The organism is Streptomyces sp. NBC_00631, assembly GCF_045206895.1.
Classification (GTDB): Bacteria; Actinomycetota; Actinomycetes; order Streptomycetales; family Streptomycetaceae; genus Streptomyces.
The window spans coordinates 8,138,256-8,163,332 of record NZ_CP107734.1; the positions used below are offsets into that span (position 1 = coordinate 8,138,256).

The 25,077-nt window shown below is 69.7% G+C and carries 25 protein-coding genes; 15 read left to right on the forward strand and 10 right to left on the reverse strand.

All coding sequences use genetic code 11. The features are described from left to right. The first annotated feature begins 199 nt into the window (after positions 1-199). Positions 200-1,084 carry a LysR family transcriptional regulator gene (locus OHB00_RS37340; RefSeq protein WP_406441525.1) on the forward strand — a complete coding sequence of 295 codons (885 nt, stop codon included), beginning with the start codon at positions 200-202 and terminating at the stop codon, positions 1,082-1,084. Positions 1,085-1,157: 73 nt separating this feature from the next. Next, positions 1,158-2,216 (forward strand): tartrate dehydrogenase, encoded by a 1,059-nt coding sequence (locus OHB00_RS37345; protein WP_406441527.1) that lies wholly within the window; start codon positions 1,158-1,160, stop codon positions 2,214-2,216. Between the two features lie 46 nt (positions 2,217-2,262). Here OHB00_RS37345 and OHB00_RS37350 read toward each other — a convergent pair whose 3' ends face one another. After that, the gene (locus OHB00_RS37350) at positions 2,263-3,891 is read right to left on the reverse strand and encodes a PucR family transcriptional regulator (protein WP_406441529.1); all 1,629 of its coding nucleotides are present in this window, start codon (positions 3,889-3,891) and stop codon (positions 2,263-2,265) included. A gap of 278 nt (positions 3,892-4,169) precedes the next feature. Here OHB00_RS37350 and solA point away from each other — a divergent pair, with 278 nt between their 5' ends. From solA to OHB00_RS37390, 8 genes are all read left to right on the forward strand, one after another. Further along, positions 4,170-5,306: an N-methyl-L-tryptophan oxidase gene (gene solA / locus OHB00_RS37355; protein WP_406441531.1), complete on the forward strand. Its 1,137-nt coding sequence runs from the start codon at positions 4,170-4,172 to the stop codon at positions 5,304-5,306. A 118-nt stretch (positions 5,307-5,424) separates the two neighbouring features. After that, positions 5,425-6,105 carry a haloacid dehalogenase type II gene (locus tag OHB00_RS37360; protein WP_406441533.1) on the forward strand — a complete coding sequence of 227 codons (681 nt, stop codon included), beginning with the start codon at positions 5,425-5,427 and terminating at the stop codon, positions 6,103-6,105. 159 nt (positions 6,106-6,264) lie between these two features. Beyond that, positions 6,265-7,233, forward strand: coding sequence for an ABC transporter substrate-binding protein (locus OHB00_RS37365; protein WP_406441535.1), 969 nt, complete (start codon positions 6,265-6,267; stop codon positions 7,231-7,233). Between the two features lie 43 nt (positions 7,234-7,276). Beyond that, entirely contained in the window at positions 7,277-8,194 is a 918-nt protein-coding gene (locus tag OHB00_RS37370) for an amino acid ABC transporter permease (protein WP_406441536.1), read from the forward strand. After that, a complete protein-coding gene (locus tag OHB00_RS37375) occupies positions 8,191-8,958 on the forward strand; it encodes an amino acid ABC transporter ATP-binding protein (RefSeq protein WP_406441538.1) in 768 nt (255 codons plus the stop codon). The genes OHB00_RS37370 and OHB00_RS37375 overlap by 4 nt, the downstream gene beginning before the upstream one ends. A gap of 258 nt (positions 8,959-9,216) precedes the next feature. After that, a complete protein-coding gene (locus OHB00_RS37380) occupies positions 9,217-10,497 on the forward strand; it encodes an NAD(P)/FAD-dependent oxidoreductase (protein ID WP_406441540.1) in 1,281 nt (426 codons plus the stop codon). Between the two features lie 41 nt (positions 10,498-10,538). After that, positions 10,539-11,990 carry an NAD-dependent succinate-semialdehyde dehydrogenase gene (locus OHB00_RS37385; protein ID WP_406441541.1) on the forward strand — a complete coding sequence of 484 codons (1,452 nt, stop codon included), beginning with the start codon at positions 10,539-10,541 and terminating at the stop codon, positions 11,988-11,990. Position 11,991: 1 nt separating this feature from the next. Further along, positions 11,992-12,975 (forward strand): D-2-hydroxyacid dehydrogenase, encoded by a 984-nt coding sequence (locus OHB00_RS37390; RefSeq protein ID WP_406441543.1) that lies wholly within the window; start codon positions 11,992-11,994, stop codon positions 12,973-12,975. A gap of 172 nt (positions 12,976-13,147) precedes the next feature. Here OHB00_RS37390 and OHB00_RS37395 read toward each other — a convergent pair whose 3' ends face one another. The 7 genes from OHB00_RS37395 to OHB00_RS37425 form a co-directional block, all read right to left on the reverse strand. Further along, positions 13,148-13,501 (reverse strand): cupin domain-containing protein, encoded by a 354-nt coding sequence (locus OHB00_RS37395; protein WP_398962668.1) that lies wholly within the window; start codon positions 13,499-13,501, stop codon positions 13,148-13,150. A 427-nt stretch (positions 13,502-13,928) separates the two neighbouring features. Beyond that, positions 13,929-14,741: a 2-oxo-tetronate isomerase gene (gene otnI / locus OHB00_RS37400; protein WP_406441545.1), complete on the reverse strand. Its 813-nt coding sequence runs from the start codon at positions 14,739-14,741 to the stop codon at positions 13,929-13,931. 283 nt (positions 14,742-15,024) lie between these two features. Continuing rightward, on the reverse strand, positions 15,025-15,774 hold the full coding sequence (locus tag OHB00_RS37405) for an aspartate/glutamate racemase family protein (RefSeq protein WP_406441546.1): 750 nt from the start codon (positions 15,772-15,774) through the stop codon (positions 15,025-15,027). Positions 15,775-15,862: 88 nt separating this feature from the next. After that, complete coding sequence (locus tag OHB00_RS37410) at positions 15,863-16,726, reverse strand: ketose-bisphosphate aldolase (protein WP_406441548.1); 864 nt, start codon at positions 16,724-16,726, stop codon at positions 15,863-15,865. Continuing rightward, on the reverse strand, positions 16,726-18,096 hold the full coding sequence (locus OHB00_RS37415) for a four-carbon acid sugar kinase family protein (RefSeq protein ID WP_406441550.1): 1,371 nt from the start codon (positions 18,094-18,096) through the stop codon (positions 16,726-16,728). The genes OHB00_RS37410 and OHB00_RS37415 overlap by 1 nt, the downstream gene beginning before the upstream one ends. Positions 18,097-18,239: 143 nt before the next feature. After that, positions 18,240-18,395 carry a hypothetical protein gene (locus tag OHB00_RS37420; RefSeq protein ID WP_406441551.1) on the reverse strand — a complete coding sequence of 52 codons (156 nt, stop codon included), beginning with the start codon at positions 18,393-18,395 and terminating at the stop codon, positions 18,240-18,242. Between the two features lie 275 nt (positions 18,396-18,670). Further along, positions 18,671-18,952 carry a hypothetical protein gene (locus OHB00_RS37425; RefSeq protein ID WP_406441553.1) on the reverse strand — a complete coding sequence of 94 codons (282 nt, stop codon included), beginning with the start codon at positions 18,950-18,952 and terminating at the stop codon, positions 18,671-18,673. Between the two features lie 1,079 nt (positions 18,953-20,031). Between OHB00_RS37425 and OHB00_RS37430 the strand changes: the two genes are divergently transcribed. Together OHB00_RS37430 and OHB00_RS37435 are read left to right on the forward strand one after the other, a co-directional pair. After that, the gene (locus OHB00_RS37430) at positions 20,032-20,781 is read left to right on the forward strand and encodes an SDR family oxidoreductase (RefSeq protein ID WP_406441555.1); all 750 of its coding nucleotides are present in this window, start codon (positions 20,032-20,034) and stop codon (positions 20,779-20,781) included. A gap of 346 nt (positions 20,782-21,127) precedes the next feature. Continuing rightward, the gene (locus tag OHB00_RS37435) at positions 21,128-21,967 is read left to right on the forward strand and encodes a helix-turn-helix transcriptional regulator (RefSeq protein WP_406441557.1); all 840 of its coding nucleotides are present in this window, start codon (positions 21,128-21,130) and stop codon (positions 21,965-21,967) included. Here OHB00_RS37435 and OHB00_RS37440 read toward each other — a convergent pair. Beyond that, positions 21,957-22,157: a hypothetical protein gene (locus tag OHB00_RS37440; RefSeq protein WP_406441559.1), complete on the reverse strand. Its 201-nt coding sequence runs from the start codon at positions 22,155-22,157 to the stop codon at positions 21,957-21,959. The genes OHB00_RS37435 and OHB00_RS37440 overlap by 11 nt on opposite strands. Positions 22,158-22,182: 25 nt before the next feature. Between OHB00_RS37440 and OHB00_RS37445 the strand changes: the two genes are divergently transcribed. The 3 genes from OHB00_RS37445 to OHB00_RS37455 all read left to right on the forward strand — a co-directional run bounded on the left by OHB00_RS37445 (position 22,183) and on the right by OHB00_RS37455 (position 24,238). Further along, a complete protein-coding gene (locus tag OHB00_RS37445) occupies positions 22,183-22,356 on the forward strand; it encodes a hypothetical protein (protein WP_406441561.1) in 174 nt (57 codons plus the stop codon). Positions 22,357-22,460: 104 nt separating this feature from the next. Beyond that, positions 22,461-23,198: an NADPH-dependent F420 reductase gene (locus OHB00_RS37450; protein WP_406441563.1), complete on the forward strand. Its 738-nt coding sequence runs from the start codon at positions 22,461-22,463 to the stop codon at positions 23,196-23,198. A 269-nt stretch (positions 23,199-23,467) separates the two neighbouring features. Further along, the gene (locus OHB00_RS37455) at positions 23,468-24,238 is read left to right on the forward strand and encodes a nitroreductase family protein (protein ID WP_406441565.1); all 771 of its coding nucleotides are present in this window, start codon (positions 23,468-23,470) and stop codon (positions 24,236-24,238) included. A 190-nt stretch (positions 24,239-24,428) separates the two neighbouring features. Here the strand turns inward: OHB00_RS37455 and OHB00_RS37460 are convergent, their stop codons facing one another. Further along, the gene (locus OHB00_RS37460; RefSeq protein WP_406441566.1) at positions 24,429-24,767 is read right to left on the reverse strand and encodes a hypothetical protein; all 339 of its coding nucleotides are present in this window, start codon (positions 24,765-24,767) and stop codon (positions 24,429-24,431) included. Positions 24,768-25,077 lie beyond the last annotated feature (310 nt).

The following is a 25,077-nucleotide window of genomic DNA, read 5'->3' on the forward strand; positions in this document are numbered from 1 at the left end:
GCGGGTTCAAGTGGTCAACGCAACGCCTCGGACGAGGAGTGCTCGTCGATCAGCGGTGTGCTTGTTGACCCTGCTCAGGTGGCGCCGTACATGCACTGCAACGTCCGGTTCGACATGCTTCGTCGAGGCTGTCCTTCACGCGACCATGGTCGGGACCGTCGAGTCGGCGGCTGCTTCACTGAAGGGCAGAGGGTGCGTAATGGATATTCGGCAGCTGGAGTACTTCCTTGCGATCGTTGATCGTGGGGGGTTCAACCGTGCGGCCTCCGCCTTGTACGTGTCGCAGCCGTCGCTGTCGCAGGCCGTGCGGGCACTGGAGCGTGATCTCGGTTCCGAGCTGTTCCATCGCATCGGGCGTAGGGCAGTGCTGACGGAGGCCGGGAAGGCTCTGATCGAGCCTGCCCGGGAGGCCGTGCGGAGTCTGGAGACGGCGCGGGCGAGTGTCGCGGCGGTGCATGAGCTGCGGAAGGGGCGCCTGGACGTGGCATCCGTGCCGTCGCAGGCGGTGGAACCGCTGACGAGTCTGGTGAGTGCCTTCAGCCACCGGTATCCCGGCGTCTCCGTGGCCATCAAAGCGGCGTTCACCGCGCGTGATGTGATCGACATGGTGCGCACGGGTGCCGTGGAACTGGGGCTCTTGGCGTCCGCCGGGCCGCTCTCCGACAAGGAGGTCGTCCGCCATGCGCTGGGGCGGCAGCGCTTTGCGTTGATGGTGCCGGCCGACGGCCCGTTCGCTGATCGGACAGCGGTGGGGTGCCAGGAGCTTGCTGGACAGCGGCTGATCGTCGGGCAGCCGGGTACCGGAATGCGCGCCTACGTCGACGCGCTGCGGGAACAGGGCATCGAGTTCACCGTCGCCGCCGAGACCGAGCACCGGGTGTCGCTCATGCCCCTGGTGCTGGCCGGTGTCGGGCTCGCGGTGGTCATGGATTCCTGGCGGGACCTCGCCCGGCAGCTGGGCGCCCGCGTCCTGGACATCGAGCCGGAGACCACCTTGGACATCGCTCTCGTCAGCCGCCGCGGCAGCCTGTCGCCGGCGGCCGCCGCGTTCGTCACGGCCGCCCTCTCGGCCGCCGGCAGCTGATAGGCGCCGCTTATAAGGGATATCCGCTTTGCGTCTTGGACGCCCCGCGGACCGCCTTGCTGCAATCGACGGCATGACGACCAACCACCGCATTGCCCTGATCCCCGGCGACGGCATCGGCGCCGAGGTACTGCCCCCAGCACAGCAGGTGCTCGATGTTCTCGGCCGCCGCCACGGCTTCAGCCTGTCCTACTCGTCCTACGACTGGTCGTGCGAGCGGTACCTGCGGGAGGGCGCGATGATGCCCGCCGACGGGATCGACCAGCTGCGCGACAAGGACGCGATCCTGCTGGGCGCCGTCGGCTACCCGGGGGTGCCGGACCATGTCTCGCTGTGGGGGCTGCTGATCCCGATCCGGCGCAGCTTCCGCCAGTACGTCAACCTCCGGCCCGTCCGCGTCTTCGCAGGCATCGACAGTCCGGTGCGCGGCGCACAGCCGGGCGAGGTCGATCTCGTCATCGTGCGGGAGAACGCCGAGGGCGAGTACAGCGAGATCGGTGGACGGCTGAACCAGGGCACGCCCGAGGAGCTGGCCGTCCAGGAAGCGGTGTTCACCCGGGCCGGGGTCACCCGTGTCGCCGACTACGCGTTCTCGCTCGCCGCCCGCCGCCGAGGGAAGCTCACCTCCGCCACCAAGTCCAACGGCATCATTCACACCATGCCGTTCTGGGACGAGCTGATCGCCGAGCGGGCCGCCGAGCACCCCGGAGTCTCCTGGGACCAGGAGCACATCGACGCGCTGGCGGCCAAGTTCGTCCTCGACCCCGCCCGCTTCGACGTCGTCGTCGCCTCCAACCTCTTCGGCGACATCCTCAGCGACCTCGCGGCCGCGGTCGCCGGATCCATCGGGATCGCCCCGGCGGCCAACCTCAACCCCGAGGGTGAGTTCCCCTCGATGTTCGAGCCGGTACACGGCTCAGCGCCCGACATCGCGGGCCAGGGCATCGCCAACCCGCTGGGCGCGATCTGGTCCGCGGCCATGATGCTCGACCACCTCGGCCATCCAGCCGCAGCCAAGGACATCACGGACGCGATCGCGTCGGTCCTGGCCGAGACCCATACCCGCACCCGTGACCTGGGCGGAACCGCAACCACCGCCGAGTTCACCGACAGGCTGATCGAGTTCCTCTGAGCCATGTTCTTCCGCGGTGGGCGGCAGGAACGACGCCGCCCACCAGTCATCCCCGCACGCCCTCTGCCGCTGCTTCTCCCGCGTCCAGAACCAGCACCGCGACGTGCAGGGACGTGCGCTCCAGACCTGACTCCAGGTCGCAGCCGAGGAGCCGCTCGATGGTGTGCAGGCGCTGGTAGTACGCCTGCCGGGACATGCCGGCGAGTTTCGCCGCTACCGACTTGTTCCCGGCCGCCGCCAGATAGGCGCGCAGTGCCGGGAGCAGATCGCCGCCGTTGCGGTCGTCGTGCTCGATGAGGCGGGTCAGTTGCCGTTCCGCGTACCGCTGAAGACGGGTGTCCTCGCGCAGGACGCCCAGCAACTCCGGCAGCCGGACGTCGGCGGGGACGTAGAACCACCGCTCCGGGGAGGCCGGTGTGATGGCCGCGGCCGTCTGCTCCGCCTCCTGCCACGACCGGGCGATCCCGCCCAGGTCGGTCACCCCGGGGCCGACGGCGACGACTGCCCGCGGTCCGAGCTCTTCCCGGGTCAGGCGGCCGATCCGCTCGGCGACCGGCTGCCAGGCGCTCGCCTGCGCCAGAGCCATGAGTACACCGATGCGGCCCGGGGCCGTCTCGCCGACCAGGGCGCGGACACCGGTGTGCGTCAGCGCCTTCGCGATGCGTTCGTCGAGGTGCTCCCCCTCGGCGCCGGTGTACGGGTGGCGGATGACCACGGCGAACAGGCGGTGTCCGAGGGTGGGCAGTCCTAGTGCCTCGGCGCGGGCGCGGGCGTCCGCGGGGGAGCGGAAACGCCGTTCGTACAGGTCCCGCAGTACGGAGCGGTGGGCCCGGCGCTCCCACCACGCCTGCCCCGCCAGACGCGCCATGGTCAGCGCGACCGCCGCACGCTCCAGCACCAGGACGTGCTCCGGGTCGGGCTCGGCGCTCAGCCGGTCCTCCAGCAGGACCAGCCGCCCCCACGGGCCGTGGTGGTCCTGCACCGGCGCGATCAGCCACCCCTCCGGGCCGCTCGGCGTGATCCTCTCCGGCGTCGGGGCGGCCCGCGAACGCCGCGACCAGGCCGACACCACCGGCTCGTACGGCCGGCCGAGCAGCTCGCACATCAGGACCCGGTGGGTGAGATCCTCCAGCACCACGGGGGCTCCGGTGAGCTCCGCGGTGGTGTGCACCAGTTCCTCGGGGTCCGCGCCCCGCAGCGTCAGGGCCGTGAAGATGTCCTGGATGTCCCGCCCGCGGCGCAGCAGGGCGCCCTGGGCGTCGAGGATGAGCGCGTGCACCGTCTGCGTGACGTCGATGAACCGGACGCCACGGGCCAGCTCGACCAGCGGCACATCACGGGCACGGCACGCCGCCACCAGCTCCTGGGGCACCTTCTGGTACCGGTACCCGAGCTCCACGATCAGGCCGGCCGCGCCGACGTCCGAGAGCTGGTCGACGTAGCCGCGCAGCTCGGAGGCGTTCTCGGGATGCGGCACACCGGTCGTCAGGATCAGCTCGCCGCCCTCCAGGAAGTCCGCGGGGTTGAGCAGCTCGGTGACATGCACCCAGCGCACCGGGCTGTCCAGCCGTGACTCGCCTGCCAGCACGCGAGGCATCCCTTCGGCGAGCACGGGCAGGCGCAGTACCTCCCTGAGCGTGGGGAAGTGCCCGGTTGCGTGACGTCTGGGTGGCATAGGTGGTGCTTTCTTCCGAGGGGAATCGGGCTCACCTTCGCATCGGCCACTCATCGTGACAAGAGGCGGCCCGTCATTCGGGCAGCCCGGTCGTCCGCCGTGACAGACCGTCTCAAGAAGGCCCCGAGGCGGAACACAGTGTGGGTTGCCCTGCGGGTTCTCCCGGGCGGAGAGTGAACGCCATCCCCAGCAGGACGCGAACCGGAAAGGTCCGCACGGTGTCCGCACAGTGCTGGGGCCCCACTGCCACCCACCACACCATCGAGAGGAGCGACCTCATGCGCGTCCCGAAGCGCGTCGCCGTGATCGGTGCCGGCAGCATGGGCAGCCAGGCCATGTGGCGACTGGCCGCCCGCGGAGCCGAGGTCATCGGCTACGACCGCTACGCACCGGGTCACGACCGCGGCGCGGCCGGGGGCGAGAGTCGTATCTACCGAGCCGCCCACCTCGGCGAGCCGGGGTACATCCCGCTGCTGCGGCTGGCGGACCGGATGTGGGAGCAGCTCCAGGCGGAGACGGGCCGGTCGCTGCTACGCCGCAGCGGCAGCCTGGTGATGGGAGAGACCGCCTCACCGTCCATGCGCCTCCTTCTGTCCACCAGCGCCGCCCACGGGCTGGATCACGAGGTCCTGGACCGGGAGGAACTCGCCCGCCGCTACCCGCAGCACCGGCTCCCGGACGGACACACCGCTGTCCTCGACCGGTTGGGCGCCGTCATCAGGCCGGAGGCGTCGATCCAGGCCGCCGCCGCCCGTGCCGAGCACCTGGGCGCCCGGCTGCACCGCTACACCACGGTGCGCGAGGTCGTCCCCGCCGCGGGCGGCGGGGTGCGGATCGTCACCGACCTGGGCACGGACCACGTGGACGCCGCCGTGGTGACCGTGGGCCCCTGGATCAACACCCTGCTCCCGGACCTCCCCCGGACCGTCGACGTCCGCCGGGTGGTCTGCTCCTGGCACCTGCCCACCCGCCACGACTGGTTCGCGGGCGGTGCCCCTTCCTTCGTACGCGCCGCCCCCCACGACTGCTTCGGAATCCCGTCGCCCGACGGCATCTCCGTCAAGCTCGGTCTCTCCGTCAAATACCATGCGCCGGTGCCCGAGCCCGATCGGCTCGACCGTACCGTCCGCCCCGACGAACTCGGTGTCTTCCGCGAGCTCATCGATGAACTCATGCCCGACCTGAACCCCGACCCCATCAGGATGTCGGCCTACATGGAGGGCTACACGGAGTCCGGCAACCCGCTCGTCGGTCATCTCCCCGGCGAGGACGACATCATCGTCATGGCGGGGTTCTCCGGCAGCGGTTTCAAGTCCTCGCCCGCGATGGGAGAGATCGCCGCCGACCTGGCGCTCGACGGCACCACGGAGCACCCTGTCGACTTCCTCGCTCCGGCAGGAGTCGGCTCGGCCTGATCCCCGGCGATGGTCGACGTCATCGCCCCCCCACTCCTCGACACCTCTGTCATGAGCATGCCCAAAGAGCCGCGCTGGCCCTCACCGGTTCCCCGACGCAAGAAAGTGGAGCACGTCCATGCCCATTCCCTCGTTCCAGTTCCGCCCGAAGTACGTCTCGTTCGACTGCTACGGCACGTTGATCGAGTGGCCGATGACCCCCATCACGCGTGAGCTCGTCGGCGACCAGATCCAGGCCGAGCACTGGGACCAGTTCGTCAAGGAGTTCCGCGGCTACCGCTACGACTCGGTCCTCGACAAGTACTACCCCTACGAGCAGACGCTGCAGGCCGCCTTCGAGGGGGTCTGCCGCAAGTGGGGCATCAAGGCGGCCCCGGACGCGGGCAAGCGGCTCGCCGACGGCGTGCGCAGCTGGGGCCCGCACGCCGACGTGCCGGAACCCCTGAAGAAGATGGGCGAGAACTACAAGCTGGTGATCCTCTCCAACGCCGACGACTCCGTCCTCGCCGAGAGCGTGCCCCGGCTCGGTGCGGACTTCCACGCGGTCTTCACCGCGGAGCAGGCCGGCTACTACAAGCCCCGCTACGCCGCGTTCGAGTACATGCTCGACCAGCTCGACGCGTCCCCCGAGGACTTTGTGCACGTCTCCTCGCACACCCGCTACGACCTGATGCCGATGCACGACATGGGCTTCCGCAACCTCGTCCTGCTGGACCGCGGCTGCGACCCGGTCACCCACGGCTACGACTACGTGACCGTCAAGTCCCTGGACGAGCTCAACCAGATGCTCGGCATCTGACGCGCGACGCGCACCCGCTCACCCACCCCCCCGGTCCGATCCGCACGTCGTCCCCGCATCACGGATTCCCCGTATCCCCGTATCCCCGTATCCCCAGGAGGCACCGCCATGGAAACCAACCGGACAGGCCGCAGAAACGTATTCCGTACCGCAGGCGCCGTGGCCGCCGCGATGCAGGTCAACAGACACCTGAGCATCCCGATCGTCACCACCGCCCTGGCCCTCGCGCTCGCCGCGTGCGGGGCAACTGGCACCGCACAGAACGCGGCGGCGAAGAGCACGACGCAGGGCGGGGGATCCGGCGCGTCGGCCGAGCACACCGACGACATCTCGGTGGGCGTGACGCCGGACCAGAACGCGGTGAAGCTGCTGCCCGCGGCGGTGAAGGCCAAGGGCACGCTCTCGGTGGCCATGGACCTGGCCTATCCGCCCACCACGTTCATGGCATCGGACAACAAGACCCCGATCGGGTTCAACCCGGACATGTCCCGGCTGATCGCTGCCAAGCTCGGCCTGAAACTCCAGATCAACAACGTCAAGTTCGACACCATCATCACCGGACTGCAGGCCGATCGGTACGACTTCACCGCCTCCACCATGGGTGCCACCAGCGACCGGCTGAAGGTGCTCGACATGGTCGACTACGTCAACTCCGGGACCGGAGTATCCGTCCCTTACGGCAACCCGCAGAAGCTGGGCACCCACACGCTGTGCGGGCACCGCGTCGCCGTCCCCTCCGGCAGCACCGCGGAGCTGCAGTGGTTGCCCCAGCTGTCCAAGCAGGACTGTACGAGCAAGCGCAAGCCGGCCATCAAGTCGGTGAGCCTGCCCAGCGTGAACGACGCTCTGACCCAGCTGGTCTCCAAGCGGATCGACGCGGTGATGTACGACTTCATCTCGCTCGAGTGGGCGGCCGCGCAGCAGCCCAAGACGTTCGACGTCCTCAAGCCCCTGGTGGCCACCAAGCCCGCGACCGTCGCGCTGAAGAAGGACTCGCCGCTGACCCCCGCGGTGAAGGCTGCCATCCAGTCGATCATCGACGACCCCAAGTACACCCAGGCGCTCGGTCGCTGGGGTCTCAAGGACCTCGGGATCAAGACCGCGGCCATGGCCGTCCCGCAGGACTGACATGTCCACGGATCTGATCGGTACGAAGACCGGGAGCCGACCGATGTCGCCATTGCTGGCCGAAGAAAAGAAGCGGATCACGCCGAAACGACCGCGCGACTACGTCGCTTGGGCCGTCGCGATCGCGATCGTCGCCGGTCTGGTGTGGACGGCGGTGACGAACGAGAACTATCGCTGGCCGGTGGTGTTCAGCTACTTGACCACCGAGACCATCCTCAACGGCCTGCTGATCACGCTCCTCCTGACGGCGGCGAGCATGGCCCTGGGCACGCTGCTCGGGCTGGTGCTGGCGGTGATGCGCATGTCGCACCAGCGGCCCGTCTCCGGGCTCGCCCAGCTCTACATCGCCTTCTTCCGCGGCACGCCGGTGCTCGTGCAGCTGGTCTTCTGGTTCAACATCGCGGCGCTGTACCCGCACCTCTCGATCGGCATCCCGTTCACCGACATCTCCACGCCGGTGAACGTGAACGCGATCATGACGCCGATGACCGCGGCCATCGTGGGGCTGACGCTCAACCAGGCCGCCTACATGTCCGAGATCATCCGCGGCGGGTTCGCCTCGGTCAGTCGCGGACAGCACGAGGCGGCGGAGTCCCTGGGCATGTCGGGGTTCACCAAGCTCCGGCATGTGATCATCCCGCAGACCATGCCGGCGGTCATCCCGGCCACCGGCAACCAGGTGATCGGCATGCTCAAGGAGACCTCGCTGGTGAGCGTGCTCGGCGTCGCCGACCTGCTGAACAGCGCACAGTCGATCTACGCCCGCAACTACCAGACGATCCCGCTGCTGATCGTGGCCAGCCTCTGGTACCTGATCATGACGCTGGTGCTGAGCGTGCCGCAGTCCATGATCGAGCGCCGTTTCTCCCGCTCGACCCGGGCACGGCTGACCCCGGCCGCCGTCTCGGCCGAGCCGGGGGCGGGCCAGCCAGTTCCCACCACGAGGGAGTCCCTGCTGTGAACGCCGACGGAACGATCGTCGCACGCAAGCTGTGCAAGAGCTTCGGACGTCACCAGGTCCTGCGTGACATCGACCTGACCGTGGCGGCCGGGGAGATCTCCTGCATCATCGGGCCGAGCGGATCGGGCAAATCCACCCTGTTGCGGTGCATCAACGGTCTGGAGACCGTCGACCGCGGAGTACTGCGAGTCAATGGAGAGGACTTCGGCTACGTCGAGAAGGGCGACGCCTACCACGCCGTCCGCCCGCAGCGGCTGGCCGAGCAGCGTGCCCGCATCGGCATGGTGTTCCAGCAGTTCAACCTGTTCCCGAACATGACCGCCGAAAGCAACATCATGTCCGGACCGGTGCTGGTGCAGAAGAAGGACCGCGCCACCTGCCGGGAGCAGGCACAGGAGCTGCTGGCCAAGGTCGGCCTCAAGGGCTGTGGCCACAAGTACCCTGCTCAACTCTCCGGCGGCCAGCAGCAACGCGTGGCCATCGCCCGCGCGCTGGCGATGGAACCCACCATCATGCTGTTCGACGAACCCACCAGCGCGCTGGACCCCGAGCGCGTGGGTGAAGTACTCGCCGTCATGCGCGACCTCGCCGGCAACGGAATGACCATGCTGCTCGTCACCCACGAGATGGGCTTCGCCCGCGAAGTCGCCGACGAAGTCCTGTTCATGGACGAAGGCATCGCAGTCGAGCGCGGCGACGCACGCGAAGTCCTGGGCAACCCCCGTGAGAAACGAACCCAGGCATTCCTCGAAAGGGTGTTGTAGGCAGCGGCACCGACAGGTGGCAGCGGCTCCGGCAGCGAGGCTGGAGGAGACGCTGACCGACTGCGGTGTACGTGACACCCGCTCCCTGCCGGTCCTGGTCTCCAACGCCCGCTGTCTCGACGTCGCCCCGACCGTCACAGCCGTCAGCGCGGCCTCATCGCCATGGCGTACTCGCCCTCGCACCTGACATCGCCGTCGGCCGGGCCCCTGGTGCTGCCCGGCCGCGCCCCCTTCGAAACTCCCCGCTAAGGACCCGACATGAAGACGATTCCCTACTGGATAGAAACCGCCGGGGCGTTTCCCGACCGATCCGGCAAGCCGCTGACCGAGGACACCGACGTGGTGGTCGTCGGCGCCGGCCTGACGGGTCTGTCCACCGCCCTGCACTCCGCCCGCAAGGGCGCCCGCGTCACCCTCGTCGAGAAGGGCCAGATCGGCTCCGGTGCCTCCGCCCGCAACGGCGGCATGGCCAACCTGGGCTTCACCATCGGCGCGGGCCAGGCCATCCGCCGGTACGGACTGGAGCGAGCCCGCGAGATCTACAACTCCTACGGCGAGGCCGTGGACACCGTCGAGCGGCTCGTGAACGAGGAGTCCATCGACTGCCAGTTCCGCCGCGTCGGACGCCTGGGTGTCGCGTCCCGCCCCGCGCACTTCGAGAGCAAGAAGGCCCAACAGCGCGACCTTGCCAAGTACTTCGGACACGAGACCACTCTGATCGGTAAGGCCGAGCTGCGTTCCGAGATCGGATCCGACGCCTACCACGGCGGCCTGCTCGACCCGTTCAGCGCCGCCCTGCACGTCGGCCGCTTCGTGCGCGGTATGGCCGAGGCGTGCGAGCGCGCCGGTGTCGAGATCCACGAGCGCAACGCTGCTATCGGCGTGCGGCGTACCGCCGCCGGCCGGTTCGAGGTCAGCACCGAGCGCGGTGTCATCCGTGCCGGGCAGGTCATGATGGCCACCGACGCCTACACCGACAAGAACTTCCCCTGGCTGCGTCGCCAGCAGGTCTGCGTGGGCAGCTTCATCATCGTCACCGAGCCGCTGGGCGAGGAGCTCGCCCGGGACATCATTCCCAAGGCCCGCCTCATCGTCGACTCGAACAAGGTCTGCCACTACTTCCGGCTCACCCCGGACAACCGGCTGCTGTTCGGCGGCCGCGCCCGTTTCGCCCCGTCCGACCCCACCTCGGACAAGAAGAGCGGGGCCGTCCTCTTCCGTGAGATGTGTGAGATCTTCCCCCAGCTCTCCCGTACCAAGATCGAGTACGTGTGGGGCGGCTCGGTCGGCTTCGCCATGGACCGCATCGTGCACGCCGGGCAGACCGAGGACGGCGTCCACTACTCGATGGGATACGCCGGCCACGGCGTGCAGATGGCCACCCACATGGGGCACGTCATGGCCGAGGTGATGGACGGCCACCCCGAGGTCAGCCCCGTCCGCGACATCGCCCCGCCCCGCATCCCCCTCTACAACGGCACCGCCTGGTTCCTGCCCTTCGCGGGCGCCTACTACAAGACGCTCGACCGCATCCGCTGACCGGTCGGCAGCCTCTCTACACCTACAAGGAGATACCCACGATGACTGTCGTCCGTGATGTTCCCAAGCAGCTGTTCATCGGCGGCGATTGGCGGGACGCCGAGTCCGGCCGGACCCTGTCCGTCGACAACCCGGCCACCGGCGAGGAACTGTGCCAGATCGCCGACGCCTCACCCGCCGACGGCCGCCGTGCGGTCGAGGCGGCGGTCGCCGCGCAGGCCGCCTGGGCCGCCACCCCGCCGCGCGTGCGCAGCGAGATCCTGCGCCGCGCCTTCGACATCATCATCGCGCGCACCGAGGACCTCGCGCTGCTGATGACCCTGGAGATGGGCAAGCCCCTGGCCGAGGCGCGTGCCGAGGTCGCCTACGGCGCGGAGTTCTTCCGCTGGTTCTCCGAGGAAGCCGTGCGTATCGACGGCGGCATGATGACCGCCCCCGACGGAAGGAACCGTCTGCTGGTCGCCCGTCAGCCCGTCGGCCCCTGCCTGCTCATCACTCCCTGGAACTTCCCGCTGGCGATGGGCACCCGCAAGATCGGCCCCGCCATCGCCGCCGGCTGCACCATCGTCCTCAAACCCGCCCCCCAGACCCCCCTGACCAGCCTCGCACTGGCGGAGATCCTCACCGAAGCGGGCCTGCCGGCCGGGGTGCTGAACATCGTCACCACCTCCGACGCCGCCGGCGTCGTCGAACCCCTCCTTCGCGGCGGGAAGATCCGCAAGCTCTCTTTCACCGGCTCCACCCAGGTCGGGCGGATCCTGCTCGCCCAGTGCGCCGACACCGTCATCCGCACCTCCATGGAACTGGGCGGCAACGCCCCCCTCATCGTCTTCGACGACGCCGACCTCGACGTGGCCGTCGAGGGCACCATGGTCGCCAAGATGCGCAACATGGGCGAGTCCTGCTGCGCGGCCAACCGCATCTTCGTCCAGGCTTCCGTCGCCGAGGAGTTCTCCTCCCGCCTCGCAGCCCGCATGGCCGCCCTCACCGTCGGGCCCGGCACCGAACCCGGCACCGACGTCGGCCCCCTCATCGACCTCGCCGGCCGCAGCAAGGCCCACGACCTGGTGCGGGAAGCCGTCAAGCGCGGTGCCACCGCCCTGACCGGCGGTGAACTCCCCGAAGGGCCGGGCTGCTTCTACCCGCCCACCGTCCTCACCGGCATCGCCCCCGACTCCGCGATCATCGACACCGAGATCTTCGGCCCCGTCGCCGCGATCCGCGCCTTCGAGACCGAGGACGAGGCCCTCGCCGCCGCCAACGACACCGAATTCGGTCTGGCCGCCTACCTGTTCACCCAGAACCTCGACCGTGCCCTGCGCGTCGCTGAACGCCTCGAAAGCGGCATGATCGGCATCAACACCGGACTGGTCTCCAACCCCGCCGCGCCCTTCGGCGGCGTCAAGCAGTCCGGCCTGGGCCGCGAAGGCGGACTCGTCGGCATCGACGAGTTCCTGGAGTACAAGTACATGGCCGTCCCCGTCGGAGCCTGACATGCGCGAGCGACTCGTCGTCCTCTACCGCGGCAACCGGCCCCCCGCCACCGACCGCATCGAAAGCCTCGCGGACACCGTCTACGCGACCGAGGAGGAACTGCCCTACCTGCTCCCCGGCGCCGACGTCCTCCTGGCCTGGGTGACCAGCACCCCGGCCATCCGCGAGTCCTGGCCCGACGATCCGGAGAAGGCACCCCGCTGGGTCCACGCGGCGTCAGCGGGCGTGGACTCCTTCCTGTTCCCCGCTCTCGTGGACGATCCGCAGGTTGTCCTGACCAACGCCCGCGGGGTCTACGAACAGCCGACCGCCGAGTACGTCCTCGGCATGATCCTCGCACTCGCCAAGGACTTCCCCGGTACCTGGGAGCACCAGCGGCGCCGCGAGTGGCGTCCGCGGCCCAGCGACGGCATCACCGGACGCACCGCGCTGGTCTGGGGGACGGGTCCGACCGGCCGGGCCATCGCCCGGCTGCTGCGCGCCGTCGGGATGCGGGTGAGCGGTGCCGGCCGCGCGTCCCGCACGGACGACCCCGACTTCGGCACGGTCCACGGTACGTCGACCCTGCGCTCCGCCCTGGCAGAAGCGGACTACGTCGTCCTGGCCGCACCCCTCACCCAGGACACCCGGGGCATGGTCGATGCCCCCGTGCTGGCGGCCATGAAGCCGGGGGCCCGGCTGATCAACGTAGGCCGTGGCGGACTCGTCGACGAGGAGGCGCTGGTCGACCACCTCGCCGCCGGACGGCTCGCCGGCGCAGCCCTGGACGTGTTCGCCCAGGAACCGCTGCCTGCCGAATCACCCCTGTGGAACATGCCCGGCGTGATGATCTCCCCGCACACGGCGGGCGAGACCACCAGCGAGCGGGAGGAGCTCGTCGAGATGTTCCTCGACAACTTCGCCCGGCACATCGAGGGCCGGCCGCTGCGCAACGTGGTGGACAAGCGGCGCGGATACGTGGTTGACGAAACGCCCCCAGCCTGAAGGCGAGTAGCACGCGCCCCGACCGGTGACTCCTACCGGTCGGGGCGCGTGCTACTCGCCTTTTCTCTCTCCGACCTGCGGCACCTGGCTGGACCCGGACGCCGAGCAGCGTGGAGGGACCGGGCGGCAGCCGCCCGGTCCCATCGCCCCGTACCGCTTCGCTGAGCCGGGCTTATGAAACGGTCAGATAGATCTTGCGCACGGTTTCGATGGTCTTCCAGACACCGACGTAGCCCGGCTTCATGACAAAGCTGTCGCCTGCCTTGTAGATCACCGGCTCGCCGCCTTCCGGCGTGAGTTCGATGACGCCGGAAAGGATGTGGCAGAACTCGAAGAGCTCGCCCTTGATCGAGTGCGTCTCGCCGGGCGTGGCTTCCCAGACGCCCGTTTTGATCGTTTCCCCGCGGGCGGCGTCCTGGGCCCAGGTCTTGTAAGCCGGGTTGCCGGAAATCAGGCGTTCCGGCAGCGGGCCGGACTCCTGGGGCGCGAAGGAGGGGTTGGGATCGATGGTCTTCAGGAGCGACATGTTCTTCCTCTACTGGATGTGACAACGACGAAAATCGGGAGCGGACATACCGGGCGTCACTGGGCCGAGTTCGACCAGACTTATCGCGCGTCTCGGAGCGGGGCCTGACGGCTGCCGCCACGGGTGTTGACCTCGACATGAAGTGCCGGACGATCGGCATCGAAGGCGACCTGATGGGCGGCGGCCTGCGCCGGCGGTGTGGAGCGTGCTACTGCCCCGGCCCATTGAGTATTTCTGACGCCCCGCACGGAGCCCATGCGTGATCTGTCCGTCGCGGGCACGATGTTCGGACGTTGTGTCAGGCGGGAGGCCAGAGGGGGCATTCCTGGCCCCGAGCGGATTGGTCGCCACGGGTGCATCCAGCGGCACGGACGGGTCTGCGAGCAGCAGCCCGTCCCCCGGTGCACCATGCGAACGAACCGCGTCTTCATGCGTTGTCCCCTCGTCGGCTCTGGTAGTCGTGGAGCCAGCGGAGACCTTCGCTCGTGTCGGCGCGGGGGCGGTACTCGCAGCCGATCCAGCCTTCGAAGCCCAGCTCGTCGACCACGTCGAGCAGGTGGTGGATGTTGATCTCGCCCCGGTCGGGCTCGCCCCGGTCGGGCACGCCAGCGATCTGCAGATGACCGACCCGGCCGGTCGGCAGGTCGCGGCGCAGGGTCGCGGTGAGGTCGCCCTCGACGATCTGGCAGTGGTAGAGGTCGAGCTGCACCTTGAGATGCGAGGCTCCCACCTCCTGCACCACGGCGTGGGCCTCGGCCTGGGTACTCAGGAAGTAGCCGGGCATGTCACGGCCGTTGATTGGCTCGATCAGGATGTCGACGCCCGCCGCGACGGCCTGTTCCGCGGCCCAGGCCAGGTTCGTCAGGTAGGTGTCGCGGTGCTTGGCCCGCTCGGCCGGTGTCGCGTCAGGCCGGACCAGTCCGGCCATGAGGTGCACCCGCGGGCAGCCCAACGCCGCTGCGTACTCCAGCGCCCGGTCGACCCCGGAACGCACCTCCGCCTCTCGTCCGGGCAGTGCCGCCATCCCGCGCTCCCCGGACTTCCACGCTCCGGGAGGGGCGTTGAAGAGCACCTGCTCCAGCCCGTGGTCGTCGAGCCGGCGGCGCAGCTCGGCGGCGTCGTACGCATAAGGGAAGAGGTACTCGACGGCCTGGAAGCCGTCGGACGAGGCCGCGGCGAAGCGGTCGAGGAAATCGTGCTCGGTGTACATCATGGACAGGTTCGCTGCGAACCTCGGCATGCTGACTCCTGTGTTCCGGCCTGGGACGGCCAAGGGCCGTGGTCGACGACCTGTCCCTTTGGGCTGTCGCAGGGGGCAAGGCGTACTCCCGGTCCGAGCCGGCCGTACTCACCTGTGTGAAGGGAAAACCGGGGCGGTGGTCCCGGAGCAGGCCGACCAGACGGCCAACCGCAACAAAAGGGAACTGGCGGAGGTCGCCCGGTCGGCAACGACGCCACGGACCGCGTGGAGCGCAACACCATGGACCGCGCCGTCAAAGCCGGATCCCAGCGATGCGGTGCCACTATCCGGCTCCGCAGCCTCCCTGCCCTTCCACGGTCTCGAAGGCCCTGACCGCGGCACAAACAGGTTCAGCCGTCTGCTCGTTCAGGACACGCACCGCGTTCTCCGCTCCGCTGCGCGGGCTGGAGAGCACGGGCTTGCCGACGGCTTCCGCGATCGCGGGAGCCAGCCGTGCCATGGACGCCTGGGCCAGCACGATCACGTCGACCTCGGTGGCCAGCGCCCGTGCCCCGTGCAGCACCATCGCGTCGTGGCGGTCGCGGTCACCGGACATCAGCACCGCGAAGGCGCCCTCGCAGAGCCGCTCCCGGACGGTGACATCGCGACCGGCCGCCCGGGCCTTCTCCTCGACGAGGGAACGGGTCGGCGGCAGCGTCGTGGGGACCGTGGCCAGGACGCCGACGGCGTCCGCGGTCTCGACCGCTGACGCGGTCATCGCATCGTCGATCTTGACGATCGGGACGGAGACCAGACGTCGGGCCACGTCGATGGCCGGACCGACCGAGGAGCAGGCGGAGAAGACGACGTCGGCGCCCGCGGCCTCCGCCGCCTGGGCCAGGTGCACCATGCGCTGGGTGCTGGCAGGTGAGACCTCACCGTCGCGCACCACGGCTGCGAGCACGTCGCTGTCGACGAAGTGCAGGACCTTGGCATCCGGCGCGAGTTCCGCGAGGTACTCGTTGATAACCGAATCGGGGTTCACGAACAGCAGGCTGGTATGCAGAACGGCGATCGAGGCAGTGGTGGACATGCGTGGCTCCAACAGGGTGAGGAATCGGCGTACGACGGTCCTGTGTCCGTCGCTGTGGTGCGGCTCGGACAGCCGGGCTGAGTTCAGGTCATGCGCTTCCCCCTTCGGCGTGGGGGCTCAGGCGGCTGATGACATCCAGGGCTGCGTCCCGGACCGCGCCGCGGCCCGCCGCCCACAGGGAGACGACGTCGGAGCCGGGCAGCGCGGACGGGAGGGTCACGCGGGTGGCCTCCAGATAGGCGCGGCGCAGTTCCGCGTTGACGTTGACCTTGGCGACGCCTCGGGCGAGGGCGCCGTGCAGCTCCTCGACGGGCAGACCGCTGGCGCCGTGCAGGACGAGCGGGACCGGTACGGCCTCGTGGATCGCGGCCAGCCGCTCCAGGTCCAGGCGGACCGGGTGCTTGGTGAAGCCGTGGACGTTACCGACGGCGACGGCGAGTGCGTCCACGCCCGTCGCGGCCACGAATTCGGTCGCCTGCTGCGGATCGGTCATCGCAGCGGCCTGCGCGACGGCGTCGGTGGAGACGTCCTCGTCGCCCGGCAGGGCACCGAGCTCGGCCTCCACCCAGGCACCGTGGTCACGAGCCCGCCGGACCGTCTCCTGCGTCAGTGCGATGTTCTCGGCGAACGGCAGATGGGAGCCGTCGACCATGACGGAGGTGTAGCCCGCCTCCAGGCAGGCGGTGATCTCCTCCAGATCCCGGCTGTGATCGAGGTGTACACCGAGGCGGGCCGAGGAGCGTGCGGTGGCGTCCAGCGCCAGCCGCATCAGGGCCTCGCGGCCGGCGTGCTTGAAGGGGCTGGAGCCCGCCTGGATGATGACCGGCCGTCCGGCGGCCTCGGCGGCGGCCGTGATGCCCTGGACCGTCTCCAGGTTGTAGGCGACGAAGCCAGGCAGGGCGTGACCGGCGGCCGCCGCCTCCTTGAGGGGTTCGGTTCCGTGCAGCAGCATCAGGCACTCCTGAGCAGGTCGAGGGCGTCGGCGAGGGCGTCGGCGCCCCCGACGTTCCCGGCGAAGACGATGTAGGGGATGCCGGCGGCGGGGCCGTCCACCGGCTCCCAGAGCGAGACGATGCCCGGCAGCAGCGTGCCCCGGGCCCAGGCACGGCGGATCCGAAGGCCGTGGGTGGCGCTGTCGCTGGAGGTGATCCCGCCCTTGGCGAGGACGAAAGCGGGCCGCCGCGAGGCGTTGACCTGGCGCACGGCCTGAACGAGCGCGGCGGAGACCCGGCGGGAGATCGCCAGACTGTCGTCCGCGTCGGCACCCGTCACCAGCACGCGCGAGGTACGGATCACCGCGTCCGCCGAGTCCAGCGCGCCGGCGGCCGCGGCCGCGACCTCGGCGATGTGGGCCTCACGCCGCTCCTCGTCGAGCAGCAGGGCCACGTCCAGCTCGTACTCGGCGATCCCACCACGCTCCCGCAGCCGGTCCAACTGCCGTGTCGTCAGCGCGACATGAGACCCCACGACGATGAGACCGTGCGGTGCGTCGCCGCGCAGCGGGCGCAGTTCGGCCGGGGTGAGCGGTGCCCGCGCAGCCTGTCCGGCGCGGGCCCTGACGAAGGACGGCCCGACCCGGTACAGCAGTCGCGTGCCGTTCTCCTCCACCTCCGCGAGTGCCAGGGCCAGCACCCGCAGATCGTCGTCGCACACAGCGTCGACCACAGCAGTGCGTCCGCCGCGCAGCGAGGACAGCAGCCGCGCCGTGTGCGCCGGGCCGCCGCCGCGCAGGTCGTCGAGGGTGACGCGCAGAACCTCGTCCGCGGGGATGCGTCCGCCCGTCTTCTCCTCGACCCACTCGGGCAGCGAGGAGCTGCGGTAGCCGAAGGTGGTGTCGCGGGCGAACTCGCTCTCGCCGACCGGGAGCAGTCCGTCGGCGGTCCGCATCCAGTGGCGGGAGCCAACGGTCAGCCGGCCCGCCTCGATGTAGGCGGGGACCACTACCACGCCGTCCGGAGCACCTGCGCCCAGCTCCGTCAGCTCCTCTGCGAGGACATCGGTCTCCAGCGGGAAGTGACCGCGAAGCGTGGAGTCCCCGCGGCTGGCCAGGACGTAGCCGGTGCCCTCGGCCGCCGCCGCCGCGTGCAGGGCGCGGACGACCTCGCGGTTGCGGGCGGCCGCGTCCTCAGGGGACAGGCTGCGGGTGTTGGTGAGGACGAAGAAGACGGCGCTGTCCTGGCGCAGCGCCCAGCGCAGATCGTCCACCGTCCAGGACGTCAGAACGGGCACGTCGGCGACCGTCTGGGTGCCGGTCGGATCGTCGTCGAGGACGACGAGACGGGGGCCGCCGGATATGCGGGCGGCCACTTCCACGGCGCTCACGTCGTGGAGTGGAGGCAGCCCTTCCAGCACCGCTGCCTCGGGGACGGGCCGCGTCTGGGCATGAAGGGGTAGAGACATGGCGAATTCCTGGTCTGTTACGAGTGGTTGAGGGGGAACGTCAGTCGAGGTCGCGCCTGATCACGTCACACCAGGGCTTGACCGGGTCCCGCGACGGCCTCGGGACGGAGCAGCTCGGCGAGGGTGCCGGCGGGGAGGAGGCCCTTGTCCCGTACGAGTTCGGTGACTCCGCGTCCAGTGGCGAGGGCCTCCTCCGATTGCCGCCTACCCGCAACGATCACGTGGCGGAAGTCTGCGCAGTGCCACCGCCGTGGGTATCGGCGCTCAGAACGACTTCTCCTTCGCCTTGCAGTAGGCGCGGCCGAACGGCAGGAACCGGGCGGGCGGCAGGACCTCGGTCCCGCGGTCCCGAGCCGTCACCGGGGATGAGGGTGAAGCGGTGGTTCCGGGTTGGTCATAGGGCCGATTCCAGCAGCGGGCCGGGCAGCGCGTCCAAGACGCAATGCCGATGTTCCTTATAGGGTCGCCCTATAAGGTGGCTTTTACTGCGGTTCCGTCAGCTCGTCCTGGAAGGACACCGCCGCCGGGGACAGTGGGCCGCGGCGGTGATCAGCGCGATACGCAGCTCGCCGTTCGCTTCCGGATCGAGCACCAGGGCGCCCGCCCGCTCCCACCGTCCGCCGCCCGGGTCGGTCACCACCGCCGGCCCCACCCCCCCTCCAGCATCATCGGCAGCACTGACCACACCGTGCTTGCACAGGTCGCTCACATGGGCCCGCCCGGCCGTGCCCCACTGCACGATGATCAGCCAGTGCCCGGCCGGCTCTTCGCGAGCCACCGTCCTGCCCGGAGGGAACGGCCGTGGGGCGGCGTCAGCAACACCAACTCCTGCATGACGGGACACCACAGCCCCTGCTCGCGCGGTGGTCCGGCGGTGGTCAGCAGCCCGGCTCCCCGCGTTGGTGCGCACCATGTCGACCACGTCCTGTGCGGCGAAGGCGGCGCGCACCCGCACTCCGGGATGGCGGCAGCCGAGTGCGAGCCGGTGTCCGGAGCGAGCGAGGGCGGATCCCCGGTGAGCTGGTTGCCGCAGTCTGCTCAGCCCCGAGCAGGACGGACTCTCGGGAAACCGCCCTGACCCTGCGGCATGTCAAGCAACTCACCTACGAGCCGAGCCGCTGACCGCTCACCGCCGAACGGCCACCAGGCGACCGAGATCGCACATGGACCCTCGCGTACGGAGCGACGGACCGAAGGACCGACGGTGGTCGGGTGCTGCACCGTCGGCGGACGCGCTCGTCACCTCTTCGTCTCGCCGACGCTGGGTACGGGGCAGGCGGCCCGGCAGCCCGCGTTGCTGTCCAGCAGCCCTACGACCGCTTTCTCATCGGCGCCCAAACGATGCTCATGCCCGTATGCCGCGCAGCGAGGTCCAGAACCGGAGCACGGTGCAGACCGTCGTCCGACCACCACCAGCATCGGGCCGCAGGGAAGACCGCAGGACCGCTGTGATTGCCCGCTCCCTGGGCCGACCCCGGCTGTTCAGCGGGATTGGGTGAGCTGACGTCCTGACGACAGAAAGATGCCGCTGACCTGCAAGGGTGCGAGTGACGAGTTCGTATCCGGTGCTGCCGCGCAGGCTCGCGGACGCTGGAGCCGGCCAGGTCCCGCGCGGGTGCTGCGGTCCAACGACGGATTCGCCGTTACCGCACAGACTGTGATCCTGGCCACCGGGGTCTCCTACCGGCGGCTCCCTGCGCCCGGTCTGGGGGCGCTGACCGGCAGGGCGCCTTCCACGGCTCAGCCAGGGACCGCCGATCCATGGACAAGCCGTCCTCTCCCGTCCCTGCGCGGGCGCTCCTACGGTCGAGGCTGCGGGCGCTCACCGGCCCGCCGTAGCGAAGGAGCAAGACCCCCATGAAGATCACCGGCAACACGATCCTGATCACCGGCGGAACCTCGGGCATCGGCCTCGGTCTGGCCCTGCGTCTGCACGAGGCCGGCAACAAGGTGATCGTCGCCGGCCGGCGCAAGGAGCTCCTCGACGAGATCACGGCCGAGCACCCGGGCATCGACGCGCTCGTCCTCGATGTGGCGGACCCCGACTCGATCGCCCGGTCCCGTGAGACCGTGGCGGCGAGCCACCCAGGGCTGAACGTCCTGGTCAACAACGCCGGCATCATGCTGCGGGAGAACCTCCTCGACCCGGCCGGACTCCCGGTCGCCGAGGACCACGTCACCGTCAACCTGCTCGGCACGATCCGGATGACGTACGCCTTCCTGCCGCTGCTGGTGGGCAAGGACGACGCGGTCGTCATGAACGTCACCTCGGCGCTGGCGTTCGTCCCGTATCAGAGCACCCCGACCTATAGCGCGACCAAGGCCGCGCTGCACTCCTTCTCCGAGAGCCTCCGCATCCAGCTCGCCGGTGCTGACTCCGGCGTCCAGGTGATCGAGGTGGTCCCGCCGGGCGTGCGCACGACCCTGATGGGCCAGCAGGACAGCGAACACTCCATGCCGCTGGACGACTTCCTCACCGAGACCCTCGACCTGCTGCGGGAGAAGCCCGACGCGAAGGAGCTGGTCGTCGAGCGCGCCAGTTTCATCCGCGACGCGCAGGCCAACGGCTCCTACGACGACGTCCTCGCCATGATCAGCGGCAGCTGACCGACCTGTTGGTTCCGACGGGAAACAACAGCAGGCGAGCGCCGTCACACGAGGAACCTCGTCCTATCGGCCAGGCCGGGCGACGAGGCCCGGGGGCCGTGCAAAGCATCAGGGGTCCTCGACGGAGTCCGTCGCCGCAGGCCGCCTTCCATGCCGACGGCCTGCGGCGCACCGCCGACAGCCAGCGAATTCCCAGCGGGTCATGCAGGGGGGTGATCATCGGGTCGTCTCGCTGCGCGCCCTCGCGTCGGCCGTACGAGAGGCTTCGCGCGGGTGGGAGAGGAGGGCTCAGCCATGGATCGGCGGTCTCTGGATAGCCGGGCGGGTTGCGGCGAGGATGGACGGCATGGACAAGAAGGAACTGGCGGAATTCCTGCGCCACAGGCGTGAGGCGCTGCGGCCCCGCGACGTCGGGCTGGTCGAGGGGCCGCGCAGGCGTACGCAGGGGTTGCGCCGCGAGGAGGTCGCGCAGCTCGCCGGCATGTCCACCGACTACTACGCCCGGCTGGAGCAGCAGCGTGCCCCGCAGCCCTCAGTCCAGATCACCGCGGCTCTCGCCCGGGCGCTGCGGCTGACCCTGGACGAACGCGACCATCTCTTCGTCCTCATCGGCCACAACGCCCCGGCCCGCTGCCACCGCTCCGAACATGTCAGCCCGCCCCTGATGCGGGTCCTGGACCGCCTCGACGACACCCCGGCCCTGGTGCAGACCGACCTGGTCGACACCCTCGCCATGAACCCCTTGGCTGTGGCGCTGCTCGGCGACCAGACCCGCCACACCGGTCTTGCCAGTAGCGGCTACTACCGCTGGTTCATGGACCCGGCCGAGCGGCTGTGGGTTCCCGAGGAGAGTCACGAACGCCACGGTCGTGCCCAGGCAGCGCGCCTGCGGGCCGCGCTGACAGCGGGCAGCGACACCCCTCGAGCCGCCCGGATCCTCGCCGAACTCCAGGAACACAGCCCCGAGTTCGTCCGCATGTGGGAACTCCAGGAGGTCGCCCAACGCTACGACGACTGCAAGACCATCCTGCATCCCGAACTCGGCCGTATCGACGTCGACGCCCAGCTCCTGTACACCGAGAACCGCGCCCAGACCCTGGTGGTGCTGACCACTCGCCCCGGCACCGAGAGCCACAGCAAACTCGAACTGCTCTCCGTCATAGGGCACCAGCAGCTCACTTCCTGACGTTCTGGGCCGGGGGACCGGGCCGGGCTCGGCGCGGAAGGACATCGCGCAGCTCGGCGACCCGGCCGAGGCCCTGGAGCAGTGGCTGCGGGCGATGGAACTTCAGCGCCTTCAGCGGTCTGCCGGACCCGCTCAGGGCCGCGGCCCGGGCGCAGGAGCCGGACAACCCGCTGACGATTCCCTGCGACATCCTCATCTCCGCCACCGATCAGTACGTGCGAGCCGCGCAGCTCGCGGGGCGCGTGCGCGCGTCGGTGCGGGGGCACGACCTGTTCCTCACGGCCTGCTCCGTTGCCTGGATCAAGGGCACCGGTACCGAGGAGGAGTCGCTCGACCGGCTCCGCACGCTCATCGCGAGCGGCTACCGACAGCAGGACACCCAGGCGTAAATCGCCAGGCACCCCGCTCCGCCCCGCAACGCCAGGCGGCACCACCACCCATCCCTCACATCGTGCTGCCCCCAGGGGCGGCGCAACCTCCTAAGGAACAAATCATGAAAATTACTGTCATAGGCGCCGGTGCCATCGGTGGGAACCTTGCTGCCAAGCTCAGCGTGGCGGGTCACGACGTCCAGGTGGCCGACGCCCGCGGCCCCGAGGCCGTCCGGGCGGAGGTGCTGGAGTCCGGAGCCCGCGCGGCGGACCTCGCCGACGCCGTCCAGGGCCGGGACGTCATCGTCCTGTCGATCCCGTTCGGCGTGGCGGGCCAGCTGACGGACCTGTTCGCGTCGGTGCCCGACGAGACAGTGGTCATCGACACCTCGAACTACTACCCCGGCATGCTCAGCGAGCCGATCGAGGCGGTGGACAACGGCCAGCTGGAGAGCGTGTACACCGCCGAGCTACTCGGCCGCCCCGTGGTCAAGGCGTGGAACGCCGCCCTGGCAGAAACCCAGCGCACCAAGGGCGTTCCGGCCGGAACGCCCGGCCGCCTCGCCATCCCCGTCGCCGGCGACTCCGAGGAGTCGCGGAAGGTGGCCATGAGCCTGGTGGACGACACCGGCTTCGATCCCTACGACGCCGGCACGCTGGCCGACTCCTGGCGCCAGCAGCCGAACAGCCCCGCCTACTGCACCGAACCGACCCTCGACGAACTGCCCGCAGCCCTGGCCGCGGCCGATCGCGCCAAGGACGCGGCCATCCGCGACAGCCTCCCGGAACGCATCGCCGCCCTCGGTACCAACCCCACCGTCGACGACGTCGTCGAGATGAACCGCGCCGCCCACCGCTGAGACCCGACGCGGCACTCGTGCACCCAACGGCACGAGAGCGGCAGCGCCGGCACACCACGAACACGCAAAGACGAACACGAAGAGCGCACAGTCCCCCACGCTGTAGCCTCGGCACCCCGCTGCCTGCGAACATCCGCAAGCCTGCAGGTACCCGCAAGAGTGCATCTCGCGTCCGGCCCTCACTTCGGTTGCCACCTCGCATGGCCTGCCGTACTGCGCTGTGCCGCGGCCGCCGTGGCGGCGACTGCGCGCCATGGAGAGGAACCGCCTTGCCCGGCACCACATCAGCCTTCACCGAGATCGCACGCTCTCGACGCTCTCCCCGGCAGTTCCTGCCCACCACCCTGTCCCCTTCGGACATCTACGGCGTGTTGGAAGACGCGCAGACGGCGCCCTCCAACAGCAACACCCAGCCGTGGTCAGTGCACGTCGTCTCGGGGGCGGCGCGGGACGCCCTGGCCAAAGAGCTGCTCCTGGCCGAGGAGGACGGGCGGACCTCCCCGGACTTCACCGACGGCTACGGCGACGGCCTCTACCTCGAGCGGTCGCGGGCCCTGGGCGCGAGTGTCTACCGGGCCCGGGGCGTCGAGCGCTCGGACCGGGACGGCAGGAGGGCGGCGGTCCGCGAGAACCTGGAGTTCTACGGCGCACCCCACGCCGCCTTCCTGTTCATGCCGGCACTCGGAGACGGGGTACGGGCGGCCGGCGACACCGGCATGTACGCGCAGAACTTCCTGCTCTCGCTGGCGCCCGGGGGACTGGCCGGCATCCCGCAGACCGTACTCGGCGTCTACGCCGACACCGTCCGCGAGTTCCTGGGTGTCCCCGCGGAGCTCAAGCTGCTGTCCTTGAGGTCGTGCACGTCGAAGCGGGTGATGGTCAGTTCCCGTGGATCGCTGGGTCAGGGCAACGGGTTGGCACCTTGGATGACCTGCCATCCTGAGGCCGGAGTGCCCGTCAAGAGGTGCTGGACGCCTTCTCCTCGGAGCGTCACGAAGGCGGTGAGACCGGTGTCGAGTTCTGCTACTCGGTGCCCGTAGACGAGGGCCTGTGTCAGTGTCAGGTCGAGTGCCTGCGCTGCACCGCGGAGGCGGATGAAGCGGGCACCGCGACGGACTGGTCCCCGCAGGCAGCGCACATTGACAGTGGCCTGTTCGAGGGACGCCACGATGACCCGTTCGATCTGCAGTTCTACGCTGCTACGACAGCTGCCGGGGCCCGGGGTCTCTCTCACGCGGCTGCCCCCTCTCGCTCGATCAGGACGCCGTCCTTGAACCGGGCACCCGCGCGGACCACAAGAACGAGGTGAGCGCCGGTGATCGCGCGCCGACGGGCCTGGGGGGACTCGACGCGCTTTCCGGCCGCGGTGACCACGCTGTGGGCCAGGTGGCCGTTGCTGACCACCAGCCGCCGCCCGTGATCGTCGGTTCCAGTCGCCAACTCGGTCAGGTACCGGTTGGCTTCCGCCTCCAAAGCGGCGGCCGGCATGCGGCGGGCGTCCTCGCGGACGGTCTCGTCGCTCAAGGGGCCGGACTGGGTGGCACCGTCGTCGGTGACTACGCTGAGCACGGGTGTGCCTTCCTGAAACTGATCCACAAGTCATGAGCGTTGCTCTCGAAGCTGGGAAGAGTATCCCGATCCTGAGGACGGCGGAGGAGCCAAGGTCGAGTACCTCCGAGCGCTCAACGAAGCGACTGCCTTGGTCTGCGAGGCGCTGTGGCATCCACACCGGTCAAAGCTGCTGCGGCGACGGAGACTCAAGGCGGCGCGAGCCGGGGGCAGGACCGGCGGTAGCCGGGCCGTCCGATCCACCTGGTGGGCCGGCCGGGCCGGCTGCCGCGCTTCGCGCAATCGCGGTTACTCAGCGCGGCCGCCCCCC

What these genes read in the sequence shown, in the direction of transcription:
- OHB00_RS37340 (WP_406441525.1), top strand. Translation starts at nt 200, where the DNA reads ATGGATATTCGGCAGCTGGAGTACTTCCTTGCGATCGTTGATCGTGGG.
- OHB00_RS37345 (WP_406441527.1), top strand. Translation starts at nt 1,158, where the DNA reads ATGACGACCAACCACCGCATTGCCCTGATCCCCGGCGACGGCATCGGC.
- OHB00_RS37350 (WP_406441529.1), bottom strand. Translation starts at nt 3,891, where the DNA reads ATGCCACCCAGACGTCACGCAACCGGGCACTTCCCCACGCTCAGGGAG.
- solA (WP_406441531.1), top strand. Translation starts at nt 4,170, where the DNA reads ATGCGCGTCCCGAAGCGCGTCGCCGTGATCGGTGCCGGCAGCATGGGC.
- OHB00_RS37360 (WP_406441533.1), top strand. Translation starts at nt 5,425, where the DNA reads ATGCCCATTCCCTCGTTCCAGTTCCGCCCGAAGTACGTCTCGTTCGAC.
- OHB00_RS37370 (WP_406441536.1), top strand. Translation starts at nt 7,277, where the DNA reads ATGTCGCCATTGCTGGCCGAAGAAAAGAAGCGGATCACGCCGAAACGA.
- OHB00_RS37380 (WP_406441540.1), top strand. Translation starts at nt 9,217, where the DNA reads ATGAAGACGATTCCCTACTGGATAGAAACCGCCGGGGCGTTTCCCGAC.
- OHB00_RS37385 (WP_406441541.1), top strand. Translation starts at nt 10,539, where the DNA reads ATGACTGTCGTCCGTGATGTTCCCAAGCAGCTGTTCATCGGCGGCGAT.
- OHB00_RS37390 (WP_406441543.1), top strand. Translation starts at nt 11,992, where the DNA reads ATGCGCGAGCGACTCGTCGTCCTCTACCGCGGCAACCGGCCCCCCGCC.
- OHB00_RS37395 (WP_398962668.1), bottom strand. Translation starts at nt 13,501, where the DNA reads ATGTCGCTCCTGAAGACCATCGATCCCAACCCCTCCTTCGCGCCCCAG.
- otnI (WP_406441545.1), bottom strand. Translation starts at nt 14,741, where the DNA reads ATGCCGAGGTTCGCAGCGAACCTGTCCATGATGTACACCGAGCACGAT.
- OHB00_RS37405 (WP_406441546.1), bottom strand. Translation starts at nt 15,774, where the DNA reads ATGTCCACCACTGCCTCGATCGCCGTTCTGCATACCAGCCTGCTGTTC.
- OHB00_RS37410 (WP_406441548.1), bottom strand. Translation starts at nt 16,726, where the DNA reads ATGCTGCTGCACGGAACCGAACCCCTCAAGGAGGCGGCGGCCGCCGGT.
- OHB00_RS37430 (WP_406441555.1), top strand. Translation starts at nt 20,032, where the DNA reads ATGAAGATCACCGGCAACACGATCCTGATCACCGGCGGAACCTCGGGC.
- OHB00_RS37435 (WP_406441557.1), top strand. Translation starts at nt 21,128, where the DNA reads ATGGACAAGAAGGAACTGGCGGAATTCCTGCGCCACAGGCGTGAGGCG.
- OHB00_RS37440 (WP_406441559.1), bottom strand. Translation starts at nt 22,157, where the DNA reads ATGTCGCAGGGAATCGTCAGCGGGTTGTCCGGCTCCTGCGCCCGGGCC.
- OHB00_RS37450 (WP_406441563.1), top strand. Translation starts at nt 22,461, where the DNA reads ATGAAAATTACTGTCATAGGCGCCGGTGCCATCGGTGGGAACCTTGCT.